Source organism: Alterirhizorhabdus solaris (assembly GCF_007785815.1).
Taxonomy (GTDB): Bacteria; Pseudomonadota; Alphaproteobacteria; order Sphingomonadales; family Sphingomonadaceae; genus Alterirhizorhabdus; species Alterirhizorhabdus solaris.
On sequence record NZ_VNIM01000030.1, the window covers coordinates 17,662 to 42,227 of the forward strand.

The following is a 24,566-nucleotide window of genomic DNA, read 5'->3' on the forward strand; positions in this document are numbered from 1 at the left end:
TCGCAACCCGGCTGGGATCGTGATGCTCGTTCTCAGCATCGCCGCCGCGCCACCGGTGCGCGCGCAGCCACCCGCTGCGCCGGCGCCGCCGCAGCAAGGGGACCGCTTCTACTGCCACGATCGCAAGCTCGGCACCTGGTTCTACTGCGACCGGCCAAAGGCCGAGGAGGCGGCGTCGCCCGCGCCGGCAGCACCCCCCGCACCGAGCGCGGCCGAGAAGCTCGATGCGGTTACCGCCGAATTGCGCGAGTTGAAGGCCCGGGCCATCCTCGAGCCGACACCGGAGAATGTCACCGCCTATATCCGCTTCCAGCGCGCGCAGCTCGATCGCGCGTCTTTGTTCGGCGACGTCTGGCAGCGCGCGCTGTGGCAGGCGCCGGAGCTCGATTACACGCTTCAGCGGCCGGTCGGCACGGTGGCCAAGCAGCAATGGTCGGACGCGCGCAAGGTCGAGCGCGACGAGGCGCTCGACCGCATTGGCCAGCGTTACGGGCTGTTCTATTTCTTCGCGCAGGGCTGCGGCGCCTGCAAAATCATGTCGCCGATCGTCAAGGCGGTCGCCGACACGCACCATTTGACGGTGCGGGCGATCTCGACCGACGGCGGCCCGTCCGAGACCTTCCCACGCTACACCGTCGAGACCAACCAGCGCGCGACGATGGGCCTGACGGCAAAGACCACGCCCGCCGTCGTGCTGTTCGACAGCGCGACCCACAGCGCGATCCCGATCGGCTACGGCATCATCGCCGCCGACGAGCTGATGGAGCGCATCTTCCTCCTGACCCAGCGAAAGGCCGGCAGTGATTACTGATCCGCCAAGTCTCCGCGTCCTCATCCGCACCGCCGCCGTCATCTCGCGATCTGCGCTCAAGCGGTGCACACGGGGCGTCGCATCGCTCGCCTGCGCCGCGGCGCTGGCGGGCGCGCTCGGGCCTATGCTGGTGCCGGTGCCGCCCGCCACGGCCGATGTCGGTGGCGCGATGGACCGCTTCGTCGCCGACGCCGGCGGTGCCGCCAATGTCACCGGCCCGAGCGCCTTCCAGGGCCAGTCGGCCGGCTATTACAGCCTCGGCGATGTCTGGACGCGCTTCCCACAGAAGACGACCAACCTCGCCAATCTGCAGCTGCCGTCAGCGCGCGCCGGGTGCGGCGGCATCGACCTGTTTGCCGGCTCCTTCTCATTCATCAACTCGAGCGAGATCGTCGCGATGCTGAAGGCGGTCGCTAACAATGCGGTCGGCTTCGCCTTCAAGCTCGCGATCGACACCGTCTGCCCGGAATGCTCGAAGGTCATGGATGAGTTCGCCCAGAAAGCGCAGCTCATGAACAATCTCAACATCTCGAGTTGCGAATCCGCCCAAGCTTTGGTCGGCTCGATGTGGCCGAAGGGCGATCTGGCTGACAAGGCGATCTGCGAGGCGATCGGCAATTCGGACGGCATCTTCTCGGACTATGCCGCCGCCAAGCATGGCTGCGGCAGCAAGGGCGAGCGGAGTTCGACGATCAGCGGCGCAGATCCGGCCAAATGGGACGCGGTCAACAGCGCGGTGCCCCGCAACTACACCTGGCACGTGCTTAAAGGCTCAAGATTCTTCAACCCCGGCGGTAGCTTCGATCGCGAGCTGGCCGAATATGTCATGACGATGGTCGGCACGATCATCTACGTGCCGCCGACCGACGGCGATCCGGGTCGCTTCCAGCCGCTCACCGGCGACACCAGCTCGACGCTTGTCACCGCGCTGCTTGATGGTACCAGCGCGGGTGAAGTCCAAGTCTACCACTGCGACACCGAGGACCAGTGCCTTGGGCCCACGCTCGCGCCCTTGTCGGTGCCGACCGCCAAGGCGCTGCGCCCGCGCGTCACCGCCCTGATCGACGGGATGGTCGAGGCGATCCGCGCCGACACCGCGATCAGCCCTGAACAGAAGGAGCTGCTGCAGATCTCGTCGGTGCCGCTCTACAAGATCCTGACCGTGCAGGCGGCCTACGCGCGGGGGCTCTCGACCGACGATCGCTCAACCTTGGCCGAGATCGCGTCGATCGACCTGCTCTATGCGATCCTCGACCAGCTCGTCAGCGAGGTCGGCAAGTCGAAGGCGAGCTTCATCGCCGCCGACGAAGCCAAGCTCACCGCCTGGAACGCGCAGATCGCTTCGGCGCGTACCGCGCTCGCCGATCGCCAGCAGACGACGCAAGCCCGCGTGACTGCGATCATGGCGATCATCCAGAAGACGCAGTTCCTCGAGAATGTGCTGGCGACCTCGATGTCACCTGGCATGGCCGCCTCGCTCGACTGGTCGCGCGGGCTCGCCGCTCGCGGCCTCAACTAGGACAGGGGAGATGGCGACGGTCGAGCTCTTCACGATTGGGGGCGGCGAATATATCGTCAACGTCCTCAACGCGGTCGCGGCATGGACCGGGGCAGGGGGCTATAAGAGCCTGCTCCAGGTCGTCATGGTCATGGGCCTCGCTTACTCAGTCCTGATCGTCGCCTTCAACCTGGACTGGCGGGCGTGGCTGCACTGGTTCCTGCAGGCGACCCTCATGTATATGGTGCTGATGGTGCCGCGGATGGACGTCCAGGTCACCGATCGGATCAATCCGAGCCTCGCGCCGGCGCACGTCGTCAACGTGCCGCTGGGTCTCGCGATGATGGCGAGCTTCACATCCCAGGTCGGCGACTATCTCGTTCGTTCGTCCGAGCTGGTGTTCGGCCTGCCTGGCGACCTCGATTATAGCCGCAACGGCATGATCTACGGCTCGCGGCTGTTCGAAGCGACGCGGGGCCTCCGGATAAACGATCCCGAGTTCGCCGCCAACCTCGACGAGCATTTCCGCCAATGCGTCTTCTACGACGTGCTGCTCGGCCGCTACTCCATGGAGACGCTGGCCGTCGCACCCGACCTTTGGGGCGCGATCGGGCCGGGGAGCCAGGCGCGGGCTCAGCGTTTCCTCACCCGCGACGGCTCGGGCGCAGTGACCTCGTCGATCCAGACCTGCCGCGAGGCCTATACGACACTGAGTTCGCAGTGGAACGGCATGACCGACGATCTCGGCAAGCTGTTCGGCCGCCAGCTTTACCCGAAGCTGACCGCCGATCTTGCCAAGGCGAAGCTCTCCGCCGATCTGCCGGTCGCCTATCGATACCTGACCGGTGTCTCGTCCTCCGCCAGCGACATCTTGAAGCAGACGCTGACGATCAACGCGATGAGCCAGGCGATGCACGGTGCCGCCGGCGCGACCGGCACGGGCAGCGTCGATGTCTATGCCCAGACCCGCGCCGACATCCAGACCGAGCGAACCTACGGTTCGATTGCGCACGCCGCCATGAAGTGGGTGCCGATCCTCAACATCGTGCTGACCGTCGTGTTCTACGCGCTGTTCCCGGTGCTCTTCCCGCTGTTCCTAATGCCGCGCAGCGGCCCGATCGCGCTGAAAGGCTATCTCACCGGCTTCTTCTATCTCGCCGCCTGGGGGCCGCTCTACGTCATCCTCCATATGGTGATGATGTTCAAAGGTGCCGCCGAAGTGGCGGGTGCCGGTGCGGGATCCGGGCTGACTCTCGGCAGCTTCACCGGCATGGGCGAGGCCAACAGCGATATCGGTCTGCTCGCCGGCTATCTCGTCGCTTCGATCCCGTTCCTCGCCGGCGGAATCGCGCGTGGCGCCATGGCGATTTCGAGCCAGGCGACGAGCTATCTGAACCCGTCGCAGAATGCGGCGGAAGAGGCCGCGCGCGAGGCGTCGACCGGCAACATCGCCATGGGTAACACCAGCTTCGACAATCAGACGGTGCAGACACGACAGCACGACCAGTGGAACCAGGCGCCGAGCTTCACCTATGGTGCGGCACAGACGCGCGCGTTTAACGACACCGGCACGATGGCGACCAGCTTCCCCGGCAATCAGTTGCTGGACGTCCCGGTTTCCAAGCTGCCGTTCATGCCGCAGGTGACGCAGTCAGTAGCGACGGAGGCGGCCAAGGTCGCCAGCGAGACTCGCGCCCGCGGCGAGACGCTCTCGAACCAAGCCAGCGAAAGCGTCAGCAATGCCGTCAGCCGATTCAACGATTTCCGCCACGCCATCAGCAACGATCGTTCGATAGCCGACAGCTACGGGGCTGAGGATCGTTCGAATATCAGCAAGAGCTTCAACGAAGTCGATCAGGCATCCCGCATGCTGCAGAGCCGGTTCGGGCTACGCGCTGAGGTGGCGGACTCGATTGCAACAGAGAAATTCGTAAGCGGTTCGCTCGGCGCGAATGCTGGTATCGGCGCGAATTTTGGTGTGGCGAAAGCTGGTGCCTCGGCGAATGGCAGCGTAGGAGCTTCGCGGCGTTGGACTGACAGCGACGTCGCCGCCGTATCCCGTGACGGCTCGCGAATCCAAGATGCACTCCAGAGTTGGTCTAGCAATCACGGCTGGTCGCAAAACCGCGACGCGTTTGATCGATCGGTTTCAACAAGCTCCCGCTCGGATGTGTCAAGTAGCGCTTCCGGAATCAGCTCGAGCGTCACCGAAGCGCAAAATTTCAGCCGCGAGGCTCGGCGCTTTTACGAAGAGGCCAGCCGTCTTGAAACTCGGTGGTCGGCACGGAATAGCGACGGTGTCAGCGGCTCACTCAACACTAGTGACGCGTTTCTCGCCTTCGCGAGAGCTGAGATGGCTACAACGCCCCTCGTGTATCGTGACTTCGATCCGGCCAATGCTTCTCACTGGCATAGCAGCGATCCTCAGGTCGCGTCTGAACGCGACCTGCTGATGTCTAAGTATGTCGATCAGGTCGGCGCAAACATGCGCGTGGAAATCGAGAGGCATCTAGCCGCGCCAGATGCAAACGGCTTAAGTAGACCGACGGAGTCGAGCGGCGACCATGTCCGGGCGGGTCGGGCCATGACCCTGGGGCCAGTGCCGACGGTCGAAGGCCTTGTTGGCAATCGAGCGCTGCTCGATCGCACCGATAATATCCGAACGGAAGTCTCTCATGCTCAAGATCGAGGTGCTCATTTGATCGGGCGCGAGCGGCAAGATCGTGAGGCCGATACTTCAGCCGCAGCTGGCGGGCCAACATCCAAGGGCGCAGAACATGCGCGCGAGTGGAGCAGATCTGCAAACCGGTCACCGCGCAGGCGTGACTAACGCAATCAGAAAGCGATGAGATAGGTCCAAATGGCCACGATGATCAAGATCACGATGATGGCGAAGTTGCGGCTTACGGGGTCAGACCAGCTTTTCTGAAAAAGATAAGCGGTGGAGCGGTTTTCCTCCCATGCCCGGCTAAATTCGCGAATGCCATCAAACCCATCATCGGTCGCCGCGGTTCGTCGTGCAATATGATCGTGCTCCAGCGCCCGAAGGCGATCTGCGTGAGCCTGCACGTGGGTAGTACCGTCGTCGGTCATCGAACTCAGCCTCATTCGTTCTTCTGTCATACCTGATGCGCCCCCTTGCCGCGAGTGGAATTCGGGAATTCACGCATTCTCTCCTCCCGAAACCGCGGTCGCGCGGGGGTACTTACGCATGTTCATGTTGTTGATGAGACGCTGGCCCAGCGGGCTGACAGCGGCGGGATCACTGATTCTGGGAGTGCCGATCTGGGGACGCTTGGTGATGGGTCGTCTAATCGTGCGCCGCAAGGCAAGCCGTTTCGGTCTGGGTCGTATGCCGGGTACAGGGTCGTCTTCGCGGTCGGCATGAGCCGCCGCATCATCATGGGTCTTCGCGAGAGGGGCCTTCCGGTGCGGACGCTGCACTTCACTGCAAGCAGCGAGCTGTTGAAGCCTTGCCTCGGTCCAACACACGACCTGACGCACCGAGCCACCATCGCAGACGGTCAGTTCGTCCCTCAAGGACGAGACATCATCCCGCCTTGTCCCAAATGCTATTTACTGGCCCGCGCTGTGCGCTAGACCTGCCAATAGGGCCGCGGTCGGCGTTCTTAGGGGGTGTTTCAAGTGGGGAACGGCAGTGCCATCGTACGCCTGTGCTGATTCCGCTGCAGGTAGAGCCGGCGGAGGACTTCCTCACGCGAGCCGCCGCGGCGATCGCAGACGCTGGGACCCACATCTACGTCGATACGTCGCTCACGATGTGGCTGACGGCGATCGGCCCTGCATCCCGTGCCGCCTTCATAGACTGGACATCTGGGATAATTGGCCGCATCCACGTCCCCGCGTGGACGATCCAGGAATACTATCGGCACCACCGGTCTAAGACCCTCACCAAAGACATCGGCGAGCAATGCGAGGCGGTGGCCAAGGCAACGTCGGACTTCAGGTCGAAGATCCGGCTCATCGCCGATGGTCCGCTGCTGCCGGGAGAGCCCGAGTCGGCGTTCCTACAGAGGGTCGACGCGGTGCAAACGGAGCTTCGTGCACTCGCCACAGCGGCGGAGCGATGGAACTACGAGGGGGCTTCGGCCGAGGTGATCGGCTGGATGAACGCGCACGCGCTGGACACGTCGGGGATCTTCGCGCGCTTTGGGCGTCTCAAGGAAGCGGGCGCTGCGCGCTACGCGCATGACGTCCCGCCGGGCTACGAGGATCGCCGGAAGGACCTCAACAAGTATGGCGACCTGCTCTTCTGGCAGGACGTAGTCGCGGATGCGCGACGGAGAAAGGCGGCGCGCGTCATCGTCCTGACGCGCGACCGGAAGGAGGACTGGTACGGCTCCGCGCCCGAGCCGGAAGTCGGCCCCGCCCTAAGGCGGTTGAAGAGTCGGTGGGAGCCAGTGCCGTCGCCGCACCCGATGCTCTCCTTTGAGTTGAGGACGCAAAGCGGCTGCGACCTTCTGCTGCTCGACGAACTGTATCTCGGCGCCGTCCTATGGCGCGCCGACAAGAGGAGGTTCGGGCGGTTCGCGGCAGTGGCGTTGAGCATGAGCGCCGACAAGCTGTCCCGTGAACTGGCGCCATCCACGTCGGTGCATGTGCGCGCCGCCGCCCGGCAAGTGGACGACCGGATATCGCTGGCCCAGGCATTGGCATTGGTGCGTGGCGCCTTGGAACAGGAGCCGGACGCGGCGCAACTCGGTATCCTGGCCGCGTTCGAAGGCGACGCGATGGTCGCTGAGCAAGCGCTGAAAGGACTGACGCCGGACTGGGTCGGCATTCAGGAAGGCATTCCGCTCGCGTCGTTCAGCCGGCGCGTGTTCGACCTCGCGGATCCGGCTCAGCCCTTCGCCACGCAGGCGGCGCGGCAGCTGCTGGACACCGTCGACCAGACGGACGCGGAGCACGCCTCGGCAGTGGTCGGCGGCATGTTGACGGCCGCCTACTACAAAGATGCGTCCCCGCGGAACCGGCCCGGCGGCAACCTGCTGCAGGAGGTGTTCGCATGGGCCGTCGACCCTGGCTGCGAACGCATCCTGAAGGTCCTCGCTAACCGTCTCAGGTCGATGCAATCCGCTGGGTTCGTTTTGCCGGACGCCGTCGCCACCTCACTCGAGGTCCGCCTCGAGGCGTCTGCCGTCGTGGCGACGGTGCCGCCGACGCTCGGACAGCTTTACCTCGGCGCGCAGGCGATCCTGACCGGGCAGGCTGTCGGCGACGAGACGCGCCTCCGCGACCTGCTGACAGACCGTGAGGAGGCGTCCGTCGGCGAGATCGTCGATGCAGTGGCCCGCCACTACGGTGTTCCGCTCGTGTCGCTGGCGATCGTTGAATCGGCGGACGGCGAGACCTGGAGGATTGGCGAAACGACCGGCCTGGAGAGGTTCGGACCCGTCAGCCAGCCGATAAGGGGCAATGCCGCGCCCGTGGAGGACCTGGCTGGCGCAGCCAAGGAAGCTGAGACGCCCATCCAGGCAGGCGCGGAACCAGGGCCAGAAGGGCACGGGGAAGACATCGATCAGCGAGAAGGCAGCAACGGCGACGAAGGCCAGAACGACGATGATGACGACGACGATTACGTAGGGGAAGAAGAATGAGCACCGTCAAGATCGACTTCGTGCCTCACTTCGGCGCCTTCGTCATAGAGACGCTGACACTCGGCATGTATGGCGAGAGCCGCAACGCAATCCGAGAATACGTCCAGAACTGCCGGGACTCGCTGCTGCAAGCCATCGACGATAAACTGATCACGGCCGATCAGGCGAGGATCGATGTCGAGATGGACGCAGACCACAACGGTCTCACGATCCGCGACAACGGGCACGGAATCCGCGTCGAGAACGCCGCGAAGGTGTTGGCATCCATCGGCGCATCCAACAAGGACTACCGCCGGAACGCCGGCTTCCGTGGCATCGGGCGCCTGGCGGGAATCGTGTTCTGCGACCGCCTGATCTTCCGCACGAAGAGCAAGGGACAGAAACAGTTCACCGAGGTCGTGATCCGAGCCGACGAGCTGCGCGAGAAGCTGTCACCCGAGGAGACCTACGCCAAGGACGCGGCACAGACCCTCGCCGAGTGCGTGGACGCAACACTCCAAGACGACGCGGATGCGGATGCGCACTACTTCGAGGTGCGTCTTGAGGGTTTCCACAACCCTCCGGCCGAATGCCTGGACGTCGAGCTCATGCGCACATTCCTGGGCCAGGTCGCCCCGCTCCCCTACGCCGCCGAGTTCCCATTCGCCGGGGAGATCGAGGCGGCCGCCCTCAAGGCAGGTGTCCCGGTCGAGAGCGTGCACCTCTTCATCAAGGACGGAGACGCAGCGGCCGTCGAGCTGTTCAAGCCCTACGGCAGCGACGTCGCGGTGAAGCGCACGCGCACCCCGATCAGCGTATCCTTCGAGGCGTCGCCGACGGGCAAGTGGTTTGGATGGCTTGGACGCAAGCGGGTGTCCGGCGCAATCAAGGAGAAGCACGCCGGCATCCGGGTGCGGGTCCGCAACATCCAGATCGACGACACCAAGATCATCCGGGACATCTTCGCGGAATCACGGCTCACGAGCAACGCTCGCACGTCGTGGGGACGGTTCGCCGAATGGTATGTGGGCGAGATCTTCGTCGATCCCCAAGCGGCGATACCGAACGCCCGGCGCGATGGCTTCGAGGAGAACCAGTCCTGGTCGACCATGCGAGACGAACTCGACCTCCAAGTCGCGACGCCGCTCGGGAAGCTGGCCTACAGGACGTCGAAGGCCGACAAGCTGTCGCCCGCAAACCTCACGGCCGCCATGGACGCATTGGAGGCGATCGTCGATCAACTCGAGGTTGACGCCAACCCGACGATGGAGCGGCTGGAGACGCCGCTATTCACCGCGAGCGACCTGCGAAGCCGGCTGGCTTCGGCCAAGGGCCTCTACGAGGGCGACGAGGCGGCCCAGCTGGACGCGCTTGCAGTGAGGCTCGCCGCCGTCCAACTCCGGCTCGAGGCGCTGGTGGCGCTCGCGCCCGCGCACTCTTGCGACGAGGAAATCGGATTGGCCATCGAGGAGATGGCGCAGCACATCCTCCGAGAACTGCGCGACCGGCTCGGACCGCAGGACTGGCTGCAGGCGAGATCGGTCATCGCCAACGTCACGGGCGTGAAGCCGAAGTAGATAACGGTCTCAATTCGAACCTTCTCGCTTGACACGAGGAGCCTAGATCGAGAGGAGGCGATGCGCAACCTGCATCCCTGCGATGCAATTCGCGCAGTGGCACGATGCAGGGGAAGCACATGCAACCGATCGAAATCAAATGCGGCAGCGGCCGGTCGGGCGATCGTCGGGTGCTCCTCGGCTTCGCGCCAGCGTCTGTCCTGCACTCGATCAGCTTCACCGACGTGCTCGATGAGCGCAGCGGTACAGGTTACCAGCGCCGCTTCAACTCCGGGCACAGTCTCGACTTCCGCCGGTACATCCGGGAGGCCGGAAGCACGACGATACCGTTGACCTTCAACCTTCGCGCCACGGCCGGCCGCGCCTGGACGCTAGCGGAGGACGGCACCGGCGCAGCGCGCCTGACCATCGATCCCGTGGCGGGGCCGGTGATGGCGCAGGTCGACTGCCAGCATCGCCTCGGCCACCTCGCCGACCTCGACATTGAGCTGCCGTTCATGTGCTTCGTCGGCCTCACCGTTGAGGAGGAGATGGCGGTGTTCACGGTCATCAACCGCAAGGCCAAGGGCCTCAGCCGCAGTCTGCTCGACTTCCATGACGCCCGGCTCTGCGAGGACCTGGCTAACGACCGGCCCGAATTGTTCATCGCGCTCTGCCTGTCGAACGACCCGGCGTCCCCGTGGTGCGGCCAGCTGGACGTGGGCGGCAATAAGGTGTCGGGCATGACGCGCAAGGCGTCGCTGCGCACCCTGCAGAAGGCGGTGCGCCGCTTCCTCAACAGGTCCTCCATACTCAAGCAACGCTCGGTCGAGGAGGCCGCCAGGGTCGTGCTCGACTTCTGGATCGCGGTGTCGATCGCGATGCGCGACGACTGGGCGCGACCGCGTGGATCGCTCCTCGCGAAGGGTGTCGGCGTGTACGCCCTCATGGACATCGCCGCCGACATGTGGCGCGAAAGCGGAAGTGCACTAACCCGCGACCTGATGATCGCCTACCTTTCCGACCTCGCAGCCGACGTAAACTGGTCATCGGACGGACCGTTCAAGGGGCTCGGCGGAGAGGGCGGCGTCGCGGCCGCCGTCGCGCTGCTGCGCGGCATCCGCGTCCAGCAGACCATACGGGCGGCAGCCTGATGGCCGGCAAGCGCATCCTGCTCATCGAGCCCGGCTACAAGAACAAGTATCCCCCGCTCGGACTGATGAAGATCGCCCAGTATCACGGGCCCAACGGCAAGAACGACCACGTCACGTTCGTGAAGGGCGAGGACCCGTCGGTGCTGTCGCAGGCATGGGATCGCATCTACGTCACCACGCTGTTCTCGTTCGAATACCCGAAGATATCAACGAGCATCGACTACGCCCTCAAGGTCGCCAACGGGCAGGCCGACAAGGTCTTCGTCGGCGGCATCGCCGCGTCGCTCATGCACGAGCGATTCCTCGAGGAGCGTCGCTGGCAGGGTGTGCGGTTCATCAAGGGACTGCTGACGGGACCGCCGGCCAAGGCGCTGCAGCTCGACGACTTCTCGGAGGAGCTCTACTCCGACGACTACAGCAACACCGCGATCGAGGATCTCGTCCCCGACTACAGCATCCTTTCGCAGATCGACTACGAGTACCCCGTCCGCGACGCCTACTTCGCCTACACATCGCGCGGCTGCATCCGGAAGTGCCACTTCTGCGGCGTTCCCAAGCTCGAGGGCATGCAGCGCGACGTGGAATCGCTAACCGACATCGTCCGCTCCATCGACGAGATGTACGGTCCCAAGAAGGACCTTATCCTCATGGACAACAACGTCGTCGCCAGTCCGCGGTTCAAGGACATCATCGCCGAGATCCGCGACCTCGGCTTCACGCCGGGCGCGAAGCTGACGCGGCCGGGATCGCGCGTGGCCGTCCAGCGCCGGGTCGACTTCAACCAGGGCGTCGACGCGCGCATCCTCTGCAAGGACCCGATGTACCTGCGCGAACTGGCGACGATCTGCCTCAAGCCACTCCGCATCGCGTTCGACCATCTCGGCGTCCGCAAGCCATACGAGCAGGCCGTCCGCTATGCCCACGAGCACGGCCTGACCGAGCTCTCGAACTACATGCTCTACAACTTCCACGACGATCCCGCCGACCTGTTCGAGCGCATGCGCCTCAACGTCACGCTGAACGAGGAGCTCAACATCCGCGTCTGGTCGTTCCCGATGCGCTATCAGCCGACCAACCGGCCGGACCGCGGCCACATCGGAGACAAGTGGTCGCGCTTCGAGCTGCGCTCGATGCAGATCATCCTGCAGGCCACCCACGGCGTCGTCAGCGGCGAGCCGACCTTCTTTCGACGCGCCTTCGGCGACACCGTCGCCGAATACGAGACAATCCTGATGATGCCGCACGACATGATCTTCAACCGCGACTGGTACGACAAGCACGACGGTCGGGCCGAGTACGACCAGTATTTGTCGGAGGCGAGCCGCCTGTCGCCTGAGCGGCGCCACGAGCTCAAAACGCTCCTTTCGTCCTGCGACCCGCGCCACTACCACACGCTGCCGGGCCTCACCGACGACGCGGGGATCCAATCGATCCTCCAATTCTACATGCCTCGCGCCAAGGACGAGCTCACCACGATCTGGCGCAAGCAGGCGGAGTGGAGCGCAGTCGCCCACGCGCTCAACGTGCCCGAGGACGAACGCGTCGAGGACGCGGGACTGGACGCCGAGGAGGAACCGATCGTCACCGTCGCGGAGTCGGCCCGCGCGAGGAAGGCGGCATGAGCGCGCCCATTCGCTTGGCGAAAGCTTCGCAAGTGGTCGAGGGCAGCCCGGCGGTCGTCGGGAAGGACGTGCTCGAGCTGCTGTCCACGGCGATGTACGTCGATCCACTCACGATCTACCGCGAATATGTCCAGAACGCAGCCGATGCGATCGACCAGGCGCGGGCGGGCGGCCACGATGCGGGACGGATCGCGATTGTACTCGACGCCGCCGCCCGGACGGCGTCGATCCGCGACGACGGGGCGGGCATTCCCGCGTCGGACTTCCGACGCGTTCTCACCTCGGTCGGCGCCAGCGCCAAGCGCGGGACGGAGGCCCGTGGTTTCCGCGGCGTCGGACGCCTCTCGGGACTCGCCTACGCCCGATCGCTCTCCTTCCAGTCGCGCGCCGCCGGGGAGGCCCGGGTCTCGACGATGACATGGAACTGCCAGGCCCTGCGCACCGCGCTGCGCGACACTGCCGACACGCGCGACCTCGCTGCGATAATCGACGCCATCACGACCACCACCATCACCGACGAGGCAGGCGATCCCTACTTCGAGGTGCGCCTCGAGGGCGTGGCCCGGCAGGGCGACGACAGGGTGATGTCGCCTGGCGCGGTCGCCGACTACCTTTCTGAGATCGCGCCGGTTCCGCTCGATACGTCCTTCTCCCACGGCGCCGCGATCGCAGAGAGACTCGGCGGCACGGTCGCGCTCGGCGACCTGACGATCACCATCAACGGAGGCGAGCCGGTCATGCGCCCGTTCCGGGACGAGCTCCCGGTCGATGGCGGCCGTCCGCTGAGGCTCCGCGAGATCGCCTTCGTCGAGGTACCCTCGATCGACGGGGGTATCGCGGCCGTCGGTTGGATCGCGCACCACGACTATGAGGGTGCCATTCACCCCTCCACCCATGTCCGGGGGCTCCGGGTTCGTGCCGGCGACGTGCAGGTCGGCGAAGCCGGCGTGCTCGCTGATGTCTTTCCGGAGTCTCGCTTCGACGCCTGGACCGTCGGCGAGGTCCATGTCTTGGACGCGAGGATCGTCCCCAACGGCCGTCGCGACGACTTTGAGCGCAACGTGCATCTCGCAAACCTCAAGAACCATTTGGCGCCGCTAGGCCGTGACGTCGCGAACCGCTGCCGCACCAGCTCGCGCGACCGCAAGCGATTGCGCGACCTTGAATTGGAGCAGGCGGCAGCGCGCGAGGGCCTCGCGGTGCTCGCCCAGGGTGGTCTGAATGCCGCCGGTCGCGACCGGATGGCGCTCGGCGTCGAGTTGTCGCTCATGCGGGCTGAGAAGCTGCTCGGCGAGCCTGATCTGGTCGACGGTTCCAACAGCGGCGATCGAGGCGAGGTGGCGCGGCTGCGCTCGGAGCTCGAGCAGCTAGCCGGCGCCGACGCTCCCGCCGCATCGCCGCTTGACCGGCTCAGCCCCGACCGCCGTGAGTTCTACGAAGAGATGTTCTCGCTGATCTACGACTGCTCCGCTAATCGCTCAGCGGCGAAGAGCCTAGTGGACCGCATCATGGCGAAGGTCGCCTGACACCGGACCCTCGCGTCAATAGAACGCCGCGCTCTTGGTACTTCCTCCTGCGCGATTGAGCCAATATGCCGCGCAAGTCCCGCTTTGACCTGGCCTTCGAAGATCTGTGGGGCGAGTTTCGGGCCAGCACGAAGCGGCAGTTCTTCAGCGATATCCAAGGTCAACTGGAGGAGGAAGACGAGATCCGAGACATCCTCCGCAAGAGCCGTGCCGAGCCGCAATACCTCGCGGTGTCGTTCGACCGAAAGCCGAACGACGACGAGTTCTCCTACCACTACTTCGATCTGGCGCTCGTCATCCTCGACGCAATCTTCGGCGGCGAAGGCATCACCAAACCGGTGAACCAACTTCGAGTCCTCCGCTGGGAAGCCTCGCGCTCGGACCTTCTGAAAGTCCTCAACTGCCTCGCCGAGCAGAACCGAGAGCTTAAATTCCGGCGTCTTCTCATATTGCCGTTTCCAAGACCAATCATCGGGCGCAGATTGGACCGATCGACGCACATGCGCTGACGCGATGGCTCGCTCAAACGTTCTCACTCAGGCGACCTCGCGCTGCTCCTCGGGCTCAACGAACAGCAACTGGGTCTTGCCGTCCACCGGCTCTTCACCCTCGATGTGGCGCTTCACCAGCGTGTAGACATCCCGCACATACTCGACCTGGTCGCGCGAAAGCGGCCCCTTCTCGACATGCGTTGTGATGTTGCGTAGGCGACTGATCCTGCCGATCCAGCGTGCCAGCTTCGCCTTCGGGCCCTTGCCGTAGAAGTTGTAGCGGCCCTTGAAGAGATCCCAGTTGCCTTCGTAGACAACGATCTGCGAGTAATCGATCAGGTTGAGCGACTGCCACCTGTCGCGTGAAGTGTCCCCTTCCGTGTTGTAGCGGACATCGCAGTCGATCCGGACCTGCTTCGGCACTCCGGTGATCCACCAGGAATCGCGGGTTTCGCCGTAATGGGCCTTCAGTGTCGAGACGACGTCGTCGTAAAGGATCTTGTGGATCTCGAGGATCATGTCGCGCGCTTGCTCCGTGCCGGCGGCGTCCTGAGATTCAAGGTATTCTCTAATCTCTGGTAGGTCGAAGTCTGGCTTTGCAGACGCGACAATCGCCATCATCTGCAGGGCGTTCTGATCCACACTCGCCAGGGAACTCCCCCGGGCGCGAAAGTAGGTCACCTCGTTGGCGGTCGCGCTAGCGAAGAAGTCAATCACCGGCTGCGCGTACGGCTGGACGAGCTCGACCAGATCCTCGGCCGAAGACGACACGACCCTCGTCCCGTCCGACTCCACGAAGTGCACGATCTTGCGCAGCAGCACGAGAAGCGCGCGCAGGCCGAGGTTGGTGCCGAGGTAGCCCCCCTTGGCGTCACCAAGATCCCAGTGGTCCGGGGCGCCCTTCGCGAACAGGGCAAAGTACAGCTGCAAGCCGCGCTGCAGCTTGCGCATCGAGTCTGTGGCATTCGCCGAAAGGTGGCCGAGCGGCCCCGGCTGCAGCACCGTAGCGCCGTTGCGCCCGGAGAGTCTCTGAACCTTTCCGACGAGGTTGTTGCCCTTAATGCCATCGACCAGCGACGTGAGCGTCAGGCATCTCTTGTTGGTCTTGTCATCGCCGGTCAGCAATAACCGGTCCTTCAAGGGAGACGAGTTGTCGGAACCCATGTTCAGCACCGCCCGCGCGCAGACCGCCTCGAGCCGCTTGCGCGGATCCTCGTCCTCGATGTCCAGGTTCGACACGAGCTCCTTCACAAGATTGCTCTGCACCTTCACCTGCTGGGTGTTGATATCGACGAACATCTTGATTTCGGCCGTTGAAGGCAGGTTCTCGTATGCCAGCACCGACACGACCGAACGGTCTTCCTCGGCATCCCGCCCTGCGTAAGCATAGCCGTAGAGGCGATGTTGCCCGTCGATGACCCAGGCGGACCCATATTGGCCAGGCAGCTCGAGCATTCCCGTCGCCGTGTCGCCATAACGGTCCTTCAGGTCGAATCGAAGGCCGTCACGCTTGATGTTGACCACGATGTTGGTCGGGAACGTCCCGCCCTCGTCGATGAAGGCGCCGATGGACTTGAGACGCGTAGGCTTCACCATGCGCTGGTATGTTTCGAGGTCGTCGTTCGACCTACCCATGTGGCTGATGTACGCGATGCGCAGCAGGTCGTGGGGCGAGATTAGGAAGCTGTAGAAGGTCGTGTCGCCGACGCGTCCCCGGGTCGCCGGCACCGATGTGCGCAGACCCTCCACCTTCTCCTCCCGCAGGTATCGGCCCAGGAATTGGTAGCGCGCTGCTACCTTCAGTATGCCGGTCAGGCGCTGGAAGTACTCTAGGTCCGCCTCGGTGATGATCGGTACCTTTGCAGTTGCCGCCCTGTCTCGGTCCGCAGTTCGGATGTCCACGTTCCGCGTAGCAATCGCCAGCTTGACCTTCAGCTTGCTTTCGCGACCATACTTCGCCTTCACCGCGGCGATGACGTCCTCACGGACGGCCTCGATCTTGTCGAGCAGACCCTTGATCGACTTGGCGCCGCCGTCGCGCGAGTGAGTGCACTCGACGATAAACACCGTCTCGTCGTCCTTCGCGAAGACGTCGAGCTGACGCCTGGACGAACCGTCCTTGCCGATCACCATGAGGTTGCGGTCCGCATTCATCTCCTTGAAGCCCATCCGGTAGAACAGAGTCCAGACATCGTCCTCGAGCTGGCGGTCCTCAGGCTTAGAGCGCTGCATTCGCAGGGAGCGCTTGTTCTCCTTGGCTAGCTCCCAACCATCGTGCTCCTCGGCCTCGCGCTTCAACTGAAGTGCCGTCGCCGACGCGGCGGTTACCGTCTTCTCGTCAACGCGCTTCGAGCGCAGGCCATATGCGCTACGCAGCTCATCGCCGCTGACCAGGTCCCCAAGCGTAGCCGTCATCCGCAAACTCCCCCCAGGCTCCTGCTTCTCGCACACTGTCGTGCAGGAACAAGCACGTCCAACGCGACCGCGTTTACAGCGACCACGTCCTGCCTCGGACGGCAAATCCCATTGACAGCGAACGGCTCTGAATGGCGAATTATTATGACGTGGACGGCACTCCAACCCTCCAGCAGGGTGTCCCTACAGGAGGTCGAGGGAAATTCACGATGGGAGGCAATCTGCGAGGCCGTGAAGTTGTCGCGCCCGGTGTTGGCCGTCACGTAAGTCAGGTCGTTCCTCGCCGGCTGAGCCGCATAGATTTCGTTCTGCAACGCCGGCAGCTTTCAACTTCCAGCATGCGGCGGCGGCTAGCTGGCTGGGGCCGCGCGAGCGTCGGCGATCAGCGCCTCGACATCAACCGGTGCCCATTGTCTGGTGACTGAGGCATATGGGTGGAACAGCGGCACCCGGCTCGCCCGCTCGCCCGTGGGCGAGATAAAGTGGTGCGCGGCATTCGGCAGCATCTCGATTCCGAGGCGCTCTACCGCGCGCGGGTTGTGGAAGACGTTAAGACCCTCGACCCACGTCTCGCTGTAGTCGGGCGAGTTAACGAGCCCTCTGAACACCTTGGGCACCGTGGCCTCGGGATCGTGGTCGACCGCAGTGCCCTCGCGGACCATCGCGACCCTGCCCGAGCCGAAGCCCGCAAGCAGACCCATGCGGTTGAACTTTGAGATCGTGCCGCTGGCGGTCGTCAACACGGCGCTGACGTTTTCCGCATCCGGCAGGTCGAAGAACCCCGACGGGATCGGCGCCTTGTCTCCGAATTGATGTTCGACAATGCGGCGGGGCGTCACCGTGAGCCTGCCGTCGGCCTCCCGCTCTGCGTCGTGGACATAGCCGTAGAGATATCGTTCAAGCGACGACGACGAGCGCACCATCGAGCCGGGTGACGAGAAGTCGGCGATGGCCAGCGCGAACGGCGCGCTCTTGACGTTGTCCCGCTCCCAGTAGCGCTTGCGCAGCTTGGAGGTCAGCGAGCTGCCGAACTTGATGGGCAGGTAATGCTCGAGGTAGGCCTTCAGCTTCTCCGGCGTATCCGTCTCCGGCGGCGGCACGACCCTGCTACCCACCCGCGTCGGGCCGACCGTCACCGCCTCTGCCGTGAACCGCCCCGCCAATCCCTGGCAGGCAAAGTCCGGCACGGCCTCCGCCCGGTCCAGCAGGTATCCCTGCTCGATGAACGTGGCGAATAGGTAGAGTTCCCAGATCCGCTGGTCGAAGCCAGTAGTCTGAAACTGCTCCACGAAGTTGCCGTCGGCGTCCTCGTACCAGCGCATCATCGGCTCGATAATGCCCCGGGCAGGGGAGAAGGACTCGTCCTCGATTAGCGTGACAAATGCGGGATCCAGCTGGTCGAGCGGTCGGACCGGCGTGAAGAAGTCGACCGGCGCACCCTTCTCGTCCGCCTGGTGGTGCGTCTCGGGCGGTGCTGCGGCGGCTTCGTCCATCGCGTTGGCTAGGTCGCCGGACGCTCCAGCCGCCGTCGCGACGAACGGCGTGATGGCGACGTTGCGGAAGCGCAGCTTCGCGTCCCTCGCGAACACGAGGCCAAAGTAGTCGCCGTCGGCATTGTCGCGCATCACGATGCCCGTCACCTGGCCGCCGTCTGCCTGATGGTAGCTCAGCTCCTTGCCGAACAGCGCAGCTTGTGGCTGCCTGGCGTAGCCGGCGATCGCGTCGAACCTGACTTGGGGGATGTCCTCCATTCTAGCGATATAGTTCGTCCGATAGGGATCGATAGGGCCATGTCGGATCCTCGTGTCTCGGACCGCGTCACAGCCGCTAAGCGATGCCGTCGTTCTGTCCCGGCCTGCCCGACGATGCGCCTCGGCCGCTGTACATGGCTGGCGCATTTACGGGTTCGTAGCCGCGTCCTCAGCGTCGTGGCGCGCAGCGTCTCGGCGGGGGACCCGTCCTTCCGGCGCCCCCCGTGATCCCGCGGCGAGGACCACGGTGGCCTGGGGCTTGAGCCGAAATGTCGCCCGTTGTGCCGACATGGGGGGGCTCCTTAAAGACAGGTCACGAGGTGAGCGGCAATCTGCCTAGATGCCCGCATTCAGAGATGAACGAAGGCCGGCTCTCAATTTGGCCACAGATCGGACGTGGATGTCTGGATCTGGGTCTCAGCGGCGAGCACCTCAAGGCAGCTCGCGACCAATTCAAGACATCAGCATCGCTGATGTGAGCGGCGCCTCTTGCTGAAACCCGGCATTCGGGTCGCGCAGCCAGCCGGTCGGCTTTGCGCCCCATCTCCGTCGTTCGCCCGACCCTCAGCTCATCTCGAAAGCCGCCCTTGGTTCACGCGGCGTCAGTTGGCCGGAATGGTGAATAATGGCTGGTCCGCTTTCCGGTGCGCTCAAATTGGCTAAACAGCCTCTCGATTAGGCACTGCCTGCCGGCAGCTACGTTACCCACCAATCAGCCACTCGCAAGTTCGGGTTGCTCCTGGAAAGGAGACCCGGTCAGCTCCCTTCGTGAAGATCAAGCTCCAGCCGCCGTATCCTGGACAATACATCCCCGCCGCCTGTCATGCGGGATGGATCGACGCGGCAAGGCTCGTCAATCGGATGCTCAAGGTGCCAAGAACACCGTGCCGCCGACGATAGGGCCCGATCGGCATCGTCGAGGCCGAGACGGCCTCGGCATACAAGACAACGGACGATCTCAGGGATAGGATGTGACGCTCTTGGGGCCGGTATACTGGGGAACGGCGATCGCTACCTCAACCGAATTTATGCCGGTGGATCACGAGGGGGCAACGCCGCCGCCCGACGCCGCAGAACGGGCCCCGCGCGCGCATGTCGAGCGTATTGCTAGCCGAAAGATAAAGGGCTTTCTCGGCACGATCGACGGAAGCGGCGAATATTACGATTCGATCCACAAGCAGAATCAGAGCCTCTCGCAGCATATCATTGCCGACTACCACGGCCGCTTCCTGATCGAGTTGATCCAGAACGGCCATGATGCTCACGATCGGGAGCGACGCGATGGCGAGATCGCTGTCCTGTTCGCGAGCGACGAAGGCGAGAGCGGCACCCTCTATGTCGCCAATCGCGGGAAGCCGTTCGAGCGACGCAATGTCGATGCGCTCTGCGAGATGGGCCTGTCGAGCAAACCGCCGGGCGAGGCGGTCGGCAACAAGGGGCTCGGATTCCGGAGCGTGCGGCACATCTCGGACGCGCCGCAGGTGTATTCACGGTCGGTCGAAGCCGGGCAGGGGGCCGTGTTCGATGGGTATTGCTTCACGTTCGCGCGCGGCGCGGAGCTCGATCCCCTGCTTCCCGACAAGACCACCCGCGCCCTCGCTCGGTCAGATCTACCCGCATTCTACATCCCGCAATGGATCGAAGCGGTCCCGCCGGCCGTCGCCGATTTCGCCGCGCGCGGCTTCTCGACCGTCATCCGATTGCCGTTGAGGAACGATGCCGCGCTTGACGTGGTCCGAGGCGAGATGCTCGGCCTGGAGAAAGCCGACGCGCCCATGCTGCTGTTCTTACGACGCATCGGGTGGCTCGAGGCACGGATTACGGGCGAGCGTCTGAAAGACCATGCGTTCGATCTCGAATTGACTAGGGACGAAGCGCCCCTCGTTGGAGAAGATGGCCCTACGCTCGTCGACCTCGGCGATAATGGCCGGTTCTGGGTCGCCCGCGCGGTGATCCCCCAAGACGACATGCAGGCGGCGGTCGAGGAGGGCCTCGAATCCGGGGCGCTTCCGCAAAGTTGGAAAGGCTGGAAGGGCGCCGGCGAAGTGGCCGTCGCGATCCCGGTCGGCGAAGAGCGTACCGACTTCAACCCGCGCCTTTACGCCTTCCTGCCGATGGGACGCGGGGCGACATCGCCGTTCAGAGGTCATCTCCACGGGAGTTTCTTTCCCAGCTCGAACCGGATGAGCCTCGATCCGACCGTGCGCGTCAATGCGCTCGTCCTGGATCATGCGGTCAAACTCTCGTCCGCGACAGCGCAATGGATGACCGAACGCGCGGCGGCGGGCGAAGACCGGAGCGGGATCTCGTCCGTGACGGCCGCGCGCGTCGCTATCGATCTACTCATGTGGAAGACGCCAGCAAGTTTGCTTGAGGTCGAGGCGAGCGATCGCGACAAGACGTCCGTCGCAGTCGATTTGGGTGCCGTCATGGCCACCGAGATCGCCCGGCGATGGTCGGTGCGATCGATCGGTGAGGCGCCGATCGTCCCCTGTCTCGCCGTCTGGACGGGCGACCGGCTCGCGATTCCGGAATTCGGCCCGATCATCTGGACCGCACCTGCCGCGGCGCGCCGTCTCACCGTCAATCATAAATCCTTCACGATCGAGATCGTGGCCCGCTACGGCGCCACCGCAGGTGTCGCCCCATTCTGGCCCGGTCTTGGTGTCCGACGGACCGAACAGCTCGCGGAATTCTTACGACGACATGTGGGCGCGACCCACAAGGATCGACTCCTCTCGGCCGAGCGCGCCATGATCGCGGAAGCGCTCGCCATCGCTTATTCGAATCAACGTCGGCCGGACTGGGATCGCTGGAAAGCATTCTATCGTGATCTGCCCGAATTCATGGGAGGCGAGGCCACCGCCCTGGCGGGACGTAAAATCCTCATCTGTCAGGACGGATCCTTGCGACCGACCCGCGCGCCGGCAGGGACGGGGCAGATATCCACCGAAGAGCAGCCTCGGAAACAGCGGCGGCGCGCTCGCGAGACGTCCGTCTTCATCCCACCCCGGCGCGGCGATAACGAGGAGAGCATCGGCGAGGAGTTCTATCCGCCGGCGCCTGTCCGCGAGTTCTTCGCCTTCTTAAGCGACGCACTCCCCTGGTACAGCGAACTGGCCGCCGCGCGGCAATTCCTGGAGAAAGATCTCGCCACGCCGTTCGAGAGCGAGGCCCTCCTCACACGCATCGCCCAGATCGTGGAGAAAGACACGGCCAAAAAGGTCCGGACGGCCGGACTTCGCTGGGCGTTCGCGATTTGGCGCCGTTCGGTCGCGATCAAGCGGCCGGTGGCGCTTTCGCCCAGCTATCGTCTTTTCGTGCCGACGCTGACAGGCGAGTTCATCCGCGCGACTGACGCGATATTCTCATCGTCCTGGCCCGACCGCACGCTCGGCTACGACCTCCAGCAATTCCTCGAGATCGCTCCAACCGATTCCAAGGATCTCGACGACGTCCGCGCCCGGCGATTGGCACAACCTGCGAGCGCCGCCTTCGGCAAGAACCTGATCAAGGAATGGACCGAGTTCCTCGAGGGCTTGGGCGTCCAACGCGGTCTCCAGCCGCGCACGATCGAACACCCCAATTACATCCCTGCGGGCCGCGTTCTCAATTTCGCGTTCCTCGCCGAGGTCGATCTGCCAGCCAGCTTCGGCCCGCTCCTCAGGACCGATATCGGGACGAGGCCCGGACTGGCTCTGTCGCTACCGACCTCCACGGATTATGATGTGGGGGCCTTGTGGTGGTTACCCGGGCAGGCCGATATCGATCGCTTCACCGACGATGCCCTCGATCTGTACGCCAAGCTGATCGTCGAATGGATCGGAACCTCTGAGACCCGGCACTTCCGGATGACGGTCAAGCATCGTCACAATCACAACGCGGACAACCGTGACTGGCCGACACCGCTTGCTGCCTTCCTGCGCTCAGCCGCGTGGATTCCTTGCGAAGAGCAAGGGGAGGAGGGGCCGCGACGGCGGAGGTGCACGGGCCGGGACGTCTGGCTGGCCGGAGGGACGGATCGATATCCGCCCTTCCTGAGGCGCCCATCCTTCAAGCTGGCACGAGCGTTCGATCGCGCGCCGACCGGCGCGATGGACGTGCTGCGTGCCCGCGCCGAGATCCGCACGTTCAACGCGCGGGACAGCCTGCTCGCGCAGATCGAATTCCTCACCGAACAATATGCGGACGGCTGTGTCCGCCGTTTCCATGAGCGCGAGCTCATGAACATCTACGCGCGATGCTGGGTGCGTCTCGCCGATCAGCATGCCGCAAATGAAGCGACGGCAACATCGGCCAACCCCCCGCCCCGCCTCCTGGCACGGCGAAAGGCTCAACTGGGGACCGTGCGTGTTCGCGGGCAGGAACCTGAACCGGTCTACATCCGCGACGGCGTCGATCCGATCGCGGCGAGCCTCGTCGAGGTGATCGGCGATCCGTTGATTGACATCCGGGCGACCGATCCCTCGCGGCTCGGCAACCTGATGCACAAACTCTACGGGGGAGCGATACGCAGGACGTCAGAACTCGCGTACGCGATTCATGTCGACGGTGCGCCGTTCGAACAGCTCTCGATCGGCGCCCGCCTCGTCAATCGTTGCCCTTGGCTGCGTCCGATGCTGGCCGTGGCGCTGGAGGCGCTCGAAAGCGTCGATCTAAATCGCTTGCCGTCGGACCGATCGGGTATCATCCAGGCGCTCGATCGTATCGAATTGCAGCAGGCGACGAGCGTTCGCTTCTTCCTCGAAGGAAGCGATGTCACCCCGCCCACATCCCGACCCGCTTATCAATTCTCGCGCGCCGATGAGCAGCCGGTCGTCATCATCATCGCGACAGGCGACTTGTCCTGGCAGCAGATCGAAGCAGCGCTCCCAGCGATCGGCGACGCCATCCGGCAGCCGGCCGCCGTCCCGCACCTGAAGCTGCTTGCTCGCCAGCTGTCGATGGACTTCGCGTCGGTCGATGATCGCCCAGCAGGCCAGGATGATCTGGTCCGGTTATGCCGCACGTTAGAATTGGGGGAACAGGCCACCGATGCCGCACGCGACGCCTTGGGCGAGCGGATCGAGCGCCTCCTGCCCTGGTACCGGGCGATCGTCTGGCATTTCGGAGGCGAGCTAGCCCACGAGCGCTGGCTGGAGAACGAGTTGGCGGCGAGCGAGGATCGTGCCACGCTGATCGAGCTCCTCGGCACGATCTTGCCCGATAGCTCGGCCAACCCGGACGAGATCGTGGAAGCGGCCAAGATGAGCCTGTCGATCCCCGAATTGCGTGCGAAGCTCGATCTCGAGTTCGGCGCGTTCAACGCCAGCCTCGTCGCGACCGGAACCCTTCCCGACGTCGATCCGGACGCGCAGAAGGCGCAACTCGCCTTCTTCGTCGACGATCGGAGCATGGCGATCAACGATGCCTTGCGGAACATGGTCGCTCCGACCCTCTTCGGGTTCGAACCGGATCCTCGCTATCAGGCATCCCGCAAAGCGCTTGAATCCCTGCAACCCGATCCGGATTGGCTCCAGCGCTACGAACGAATTCCGGAGGACCTGATGTTCGTCCGGCTTGCCGACTGGCTCGCCGAAATCGGTGCGCCGCCGATGGGGAGCAATCCCGAAGGGCTCGATGAGCTCGTGTCGGTGCGCGTCGCGAACGCCGCCATGTTGCGGAAGGTCGTGAAGGTCGGCCAGCCTCTCGTTCGGGCCTGGGGCGTCCAGCGATCGAAATACGTGCCTGACCTCTGGAAGGATGCCGGACAGGCCGAAGTCGCGCTTCGGCAAATGCTGGACGAGACCGGCGCCTTCGATTGCCGCGGGTGGAGCGAGGCGGACCTGCTAACTTGGTTTGGTCGGCTGGGTGTCTGGCCGGCCGAAATGCCGAAATCAATCGACCGAACCGAGCTGGATGTCGCCGAAACCGAGGTTGAGGCGCAGGCTGTGCGAGCGCGCGAGGATCGCGAAAAACGGGACCGCGATGCGCGATCGGTGCAAGTGAATGGGCAGCGTCGCGATCCGCAGACGCTCGACTGGTTGGCGCTTTCGGAGGAGCTTTCCACCGGTCTGACCAAGAAGCTCCTCAGCCGGCCGATCGGGACATTCGCTGACCTGGCGCCCGCGGATCAATCGCGGCGGCGGCGCGGGGCGCCAGGCAC

13 protein-coding genes are annotated in these 24,566 nt (G+C 64.3%); 10 read left to right on the top strand and 3 right to left on the bottom strand.

The features are described from left to right. Positions 1–22 precede the first annotated feature (22 nt). The 3 genes from FOY91_RS09250 to FOY91_RS09260 all read left to right on the top strand — a co-directional run bounded on the left by FOY91_RS09250 (position 23) and on the right by FOY91_RS09260 (position 5,139). Complete coding sequence (locus tag FOY91_RS09250) at positions 23–811, top strand: conjugal transfer protein TraF (RefSeq protein WP_145150413.1); 789 nt, start codon at positions 23–25, stop codon at positions 809–811. Positions 812–935: 124 nt separating this feature from the next. Next, entirely contained in the window at positions 936–2,330 is a 1,395-nt protein-coding gene (locus FOY91_RS09255) for a conjugal transfer protein TraH (protein ID WP_145150461.1), read from the top strand. Between the two features lie 10 nt (positions 2,331–2,340). Then, positions 2,341–5,139, top strand: coding sequence for a conjugal transfer protein TraG N-terminal domain-containing protein (locus FOY91_RS09260; protein ID WP_145150416.1), 2,799 nt, complete (start codon positions 2,341–2,343; stop codon positions 5,137–5,139). Positions 5,140–5,144: 5 nt separating this feature from the next. Here the strand turns inward: FOY91_RS09260 and FOY91_RS09265 are convergent, their stop codons facing one another. Continuing rightward, positions 5,145–5,402, bottom strand: a complete 258-nt coding sequence (locus FOY91_RS09265; protein ID WP_145150419.1) for a hypothetical protein — start codon at positions 5,400–5,402, stop codon at positions 5,145–5,147. Positions 5,403–5,983: 581 nt separating this feature from the next. Between FOY91_RS09265 and FOY91_RS09270 the strand changes: the two genes are divergently transcribed. The 6 genes from FOY91_RS09270 (at position 5,984) to FOY91_RS09295 (ending at position 14,273) form a co-directional block, all read left to right on the top strand. Then, entirely contained in the window at positions 5,984–7,927 is a 1,944-nt protein-coding gene (locus tag FOY91_RS09270) for a PIN-like domain-containing protein (RefSeq protein ID WP_145150423.1), read from the top strand. Then, positions 7,924–9,483, top strand: a complete 1,560-nt coding sequence (locus FOY91_RS09275; protein WP_145150426.1) for an ATP-binding protein — start codon at positions 7,924–7,926, stop codon at positions 9,481–9,483. The genes FOY91_RS09270 and FOY91_RS09275 overlap by 4 nt, the downstream gene beginning before the upstream one ends. A gap of 119 nt (positions 9,484–9,602) precedes the next feature. Continuing rightward, the gene (locus FOY91_RS09280) at positions 9,603–10,616 is read left to right on the top strand and encodes a DGQHR domain-containing protein (protein WP_145150430.1); all 1,014 of its coding nucleotides are present in this window, start codon (positions 9,603–9,605) and stop codon (positions 10,614–10,616) included. Next, a complete protein-coding gene (locus FOY91_RS09285) occupies positions 10,616–12,238 on the top strand; it encodes a radical SAM protein (RefSeq protein WP_145150433.1) in 1,623 nt (540 codons plus the stop codon). Before FOY91_RS09280 ends, FOY91_RS09285 begins: the two co-directional genes overlap by 1 nt. Further along, positions 12,235–13,764: an ATP-binding protein gene (locus tag FOY91_RS09290; protein ID WP_145150436.1), complete on the top strand. Its 1,530-nt coding sequence runs from the start codon at positions 12,235–12,237 to the stop codon at positions 13,762–13,764. Before FOY91_RS09285 ends, FOY91_RS09290 begins: the two co-directional genes overlap by 4 nt. A gap of 65 nt (positions 13,765–13,829) precedes the next feature. Next, complete coding sequence (locus tag FOY91_RS09295; RefSeq protein WP_145150439.1) at positions 13,830–14,273, top strand: hypothetical protein; 444 nt, start codon at positions 13,830–13,832, stop codon at positions 14,271–14,273. 27 nt (positions 14,274–14,300) lie between these two features. On the opposite strand, the gene FOY91_RS09300 is transcribed toward FOY91_RS09295, so the two are convergent. Both FOY91_RS09300 and FOY91_RS09305 read right to left on the bottom strand, forming a co-directional pair. Beyond that, complete coding sequence (locus FOY91_RS09300; protein ID WP_145150442.1) at positions 14,301–16,670, bottom strand: DGQHR domain-containing protein; 2,370 nt, start codon at positions 16,668–16,670, stop codon at positions 14,301–14,303. 350 nt (positions 16,671–17,020) lie between these two features. After that, positions 17,021–18,421 (bottom strand): hypothetical protein, encoded by a 1,401-nt coding sequence (locus tag FOY91_RS09305; RefSeq protein ID WP_145150445.1) that lies wholly within the window; start codon positions 18,419–18,421, stop codon positions 17,021–17,023. Positions 18,422–19,449: 1,028 nt separating this feature from the next. Between FOY91_RS09305 and FOY91_RS09310 the strand changes: the two genes are divergently transcribed. Then, positions 19,450–24,566, top strand: a 5,117-nt coding sequence (locus tag FOY91_RS09310) for a sacsin N-terminal ATP-binding-like domain-containing protein (protein ID WP_145150448.1), incomplete at its 3' end; no start/stop codon positions are given.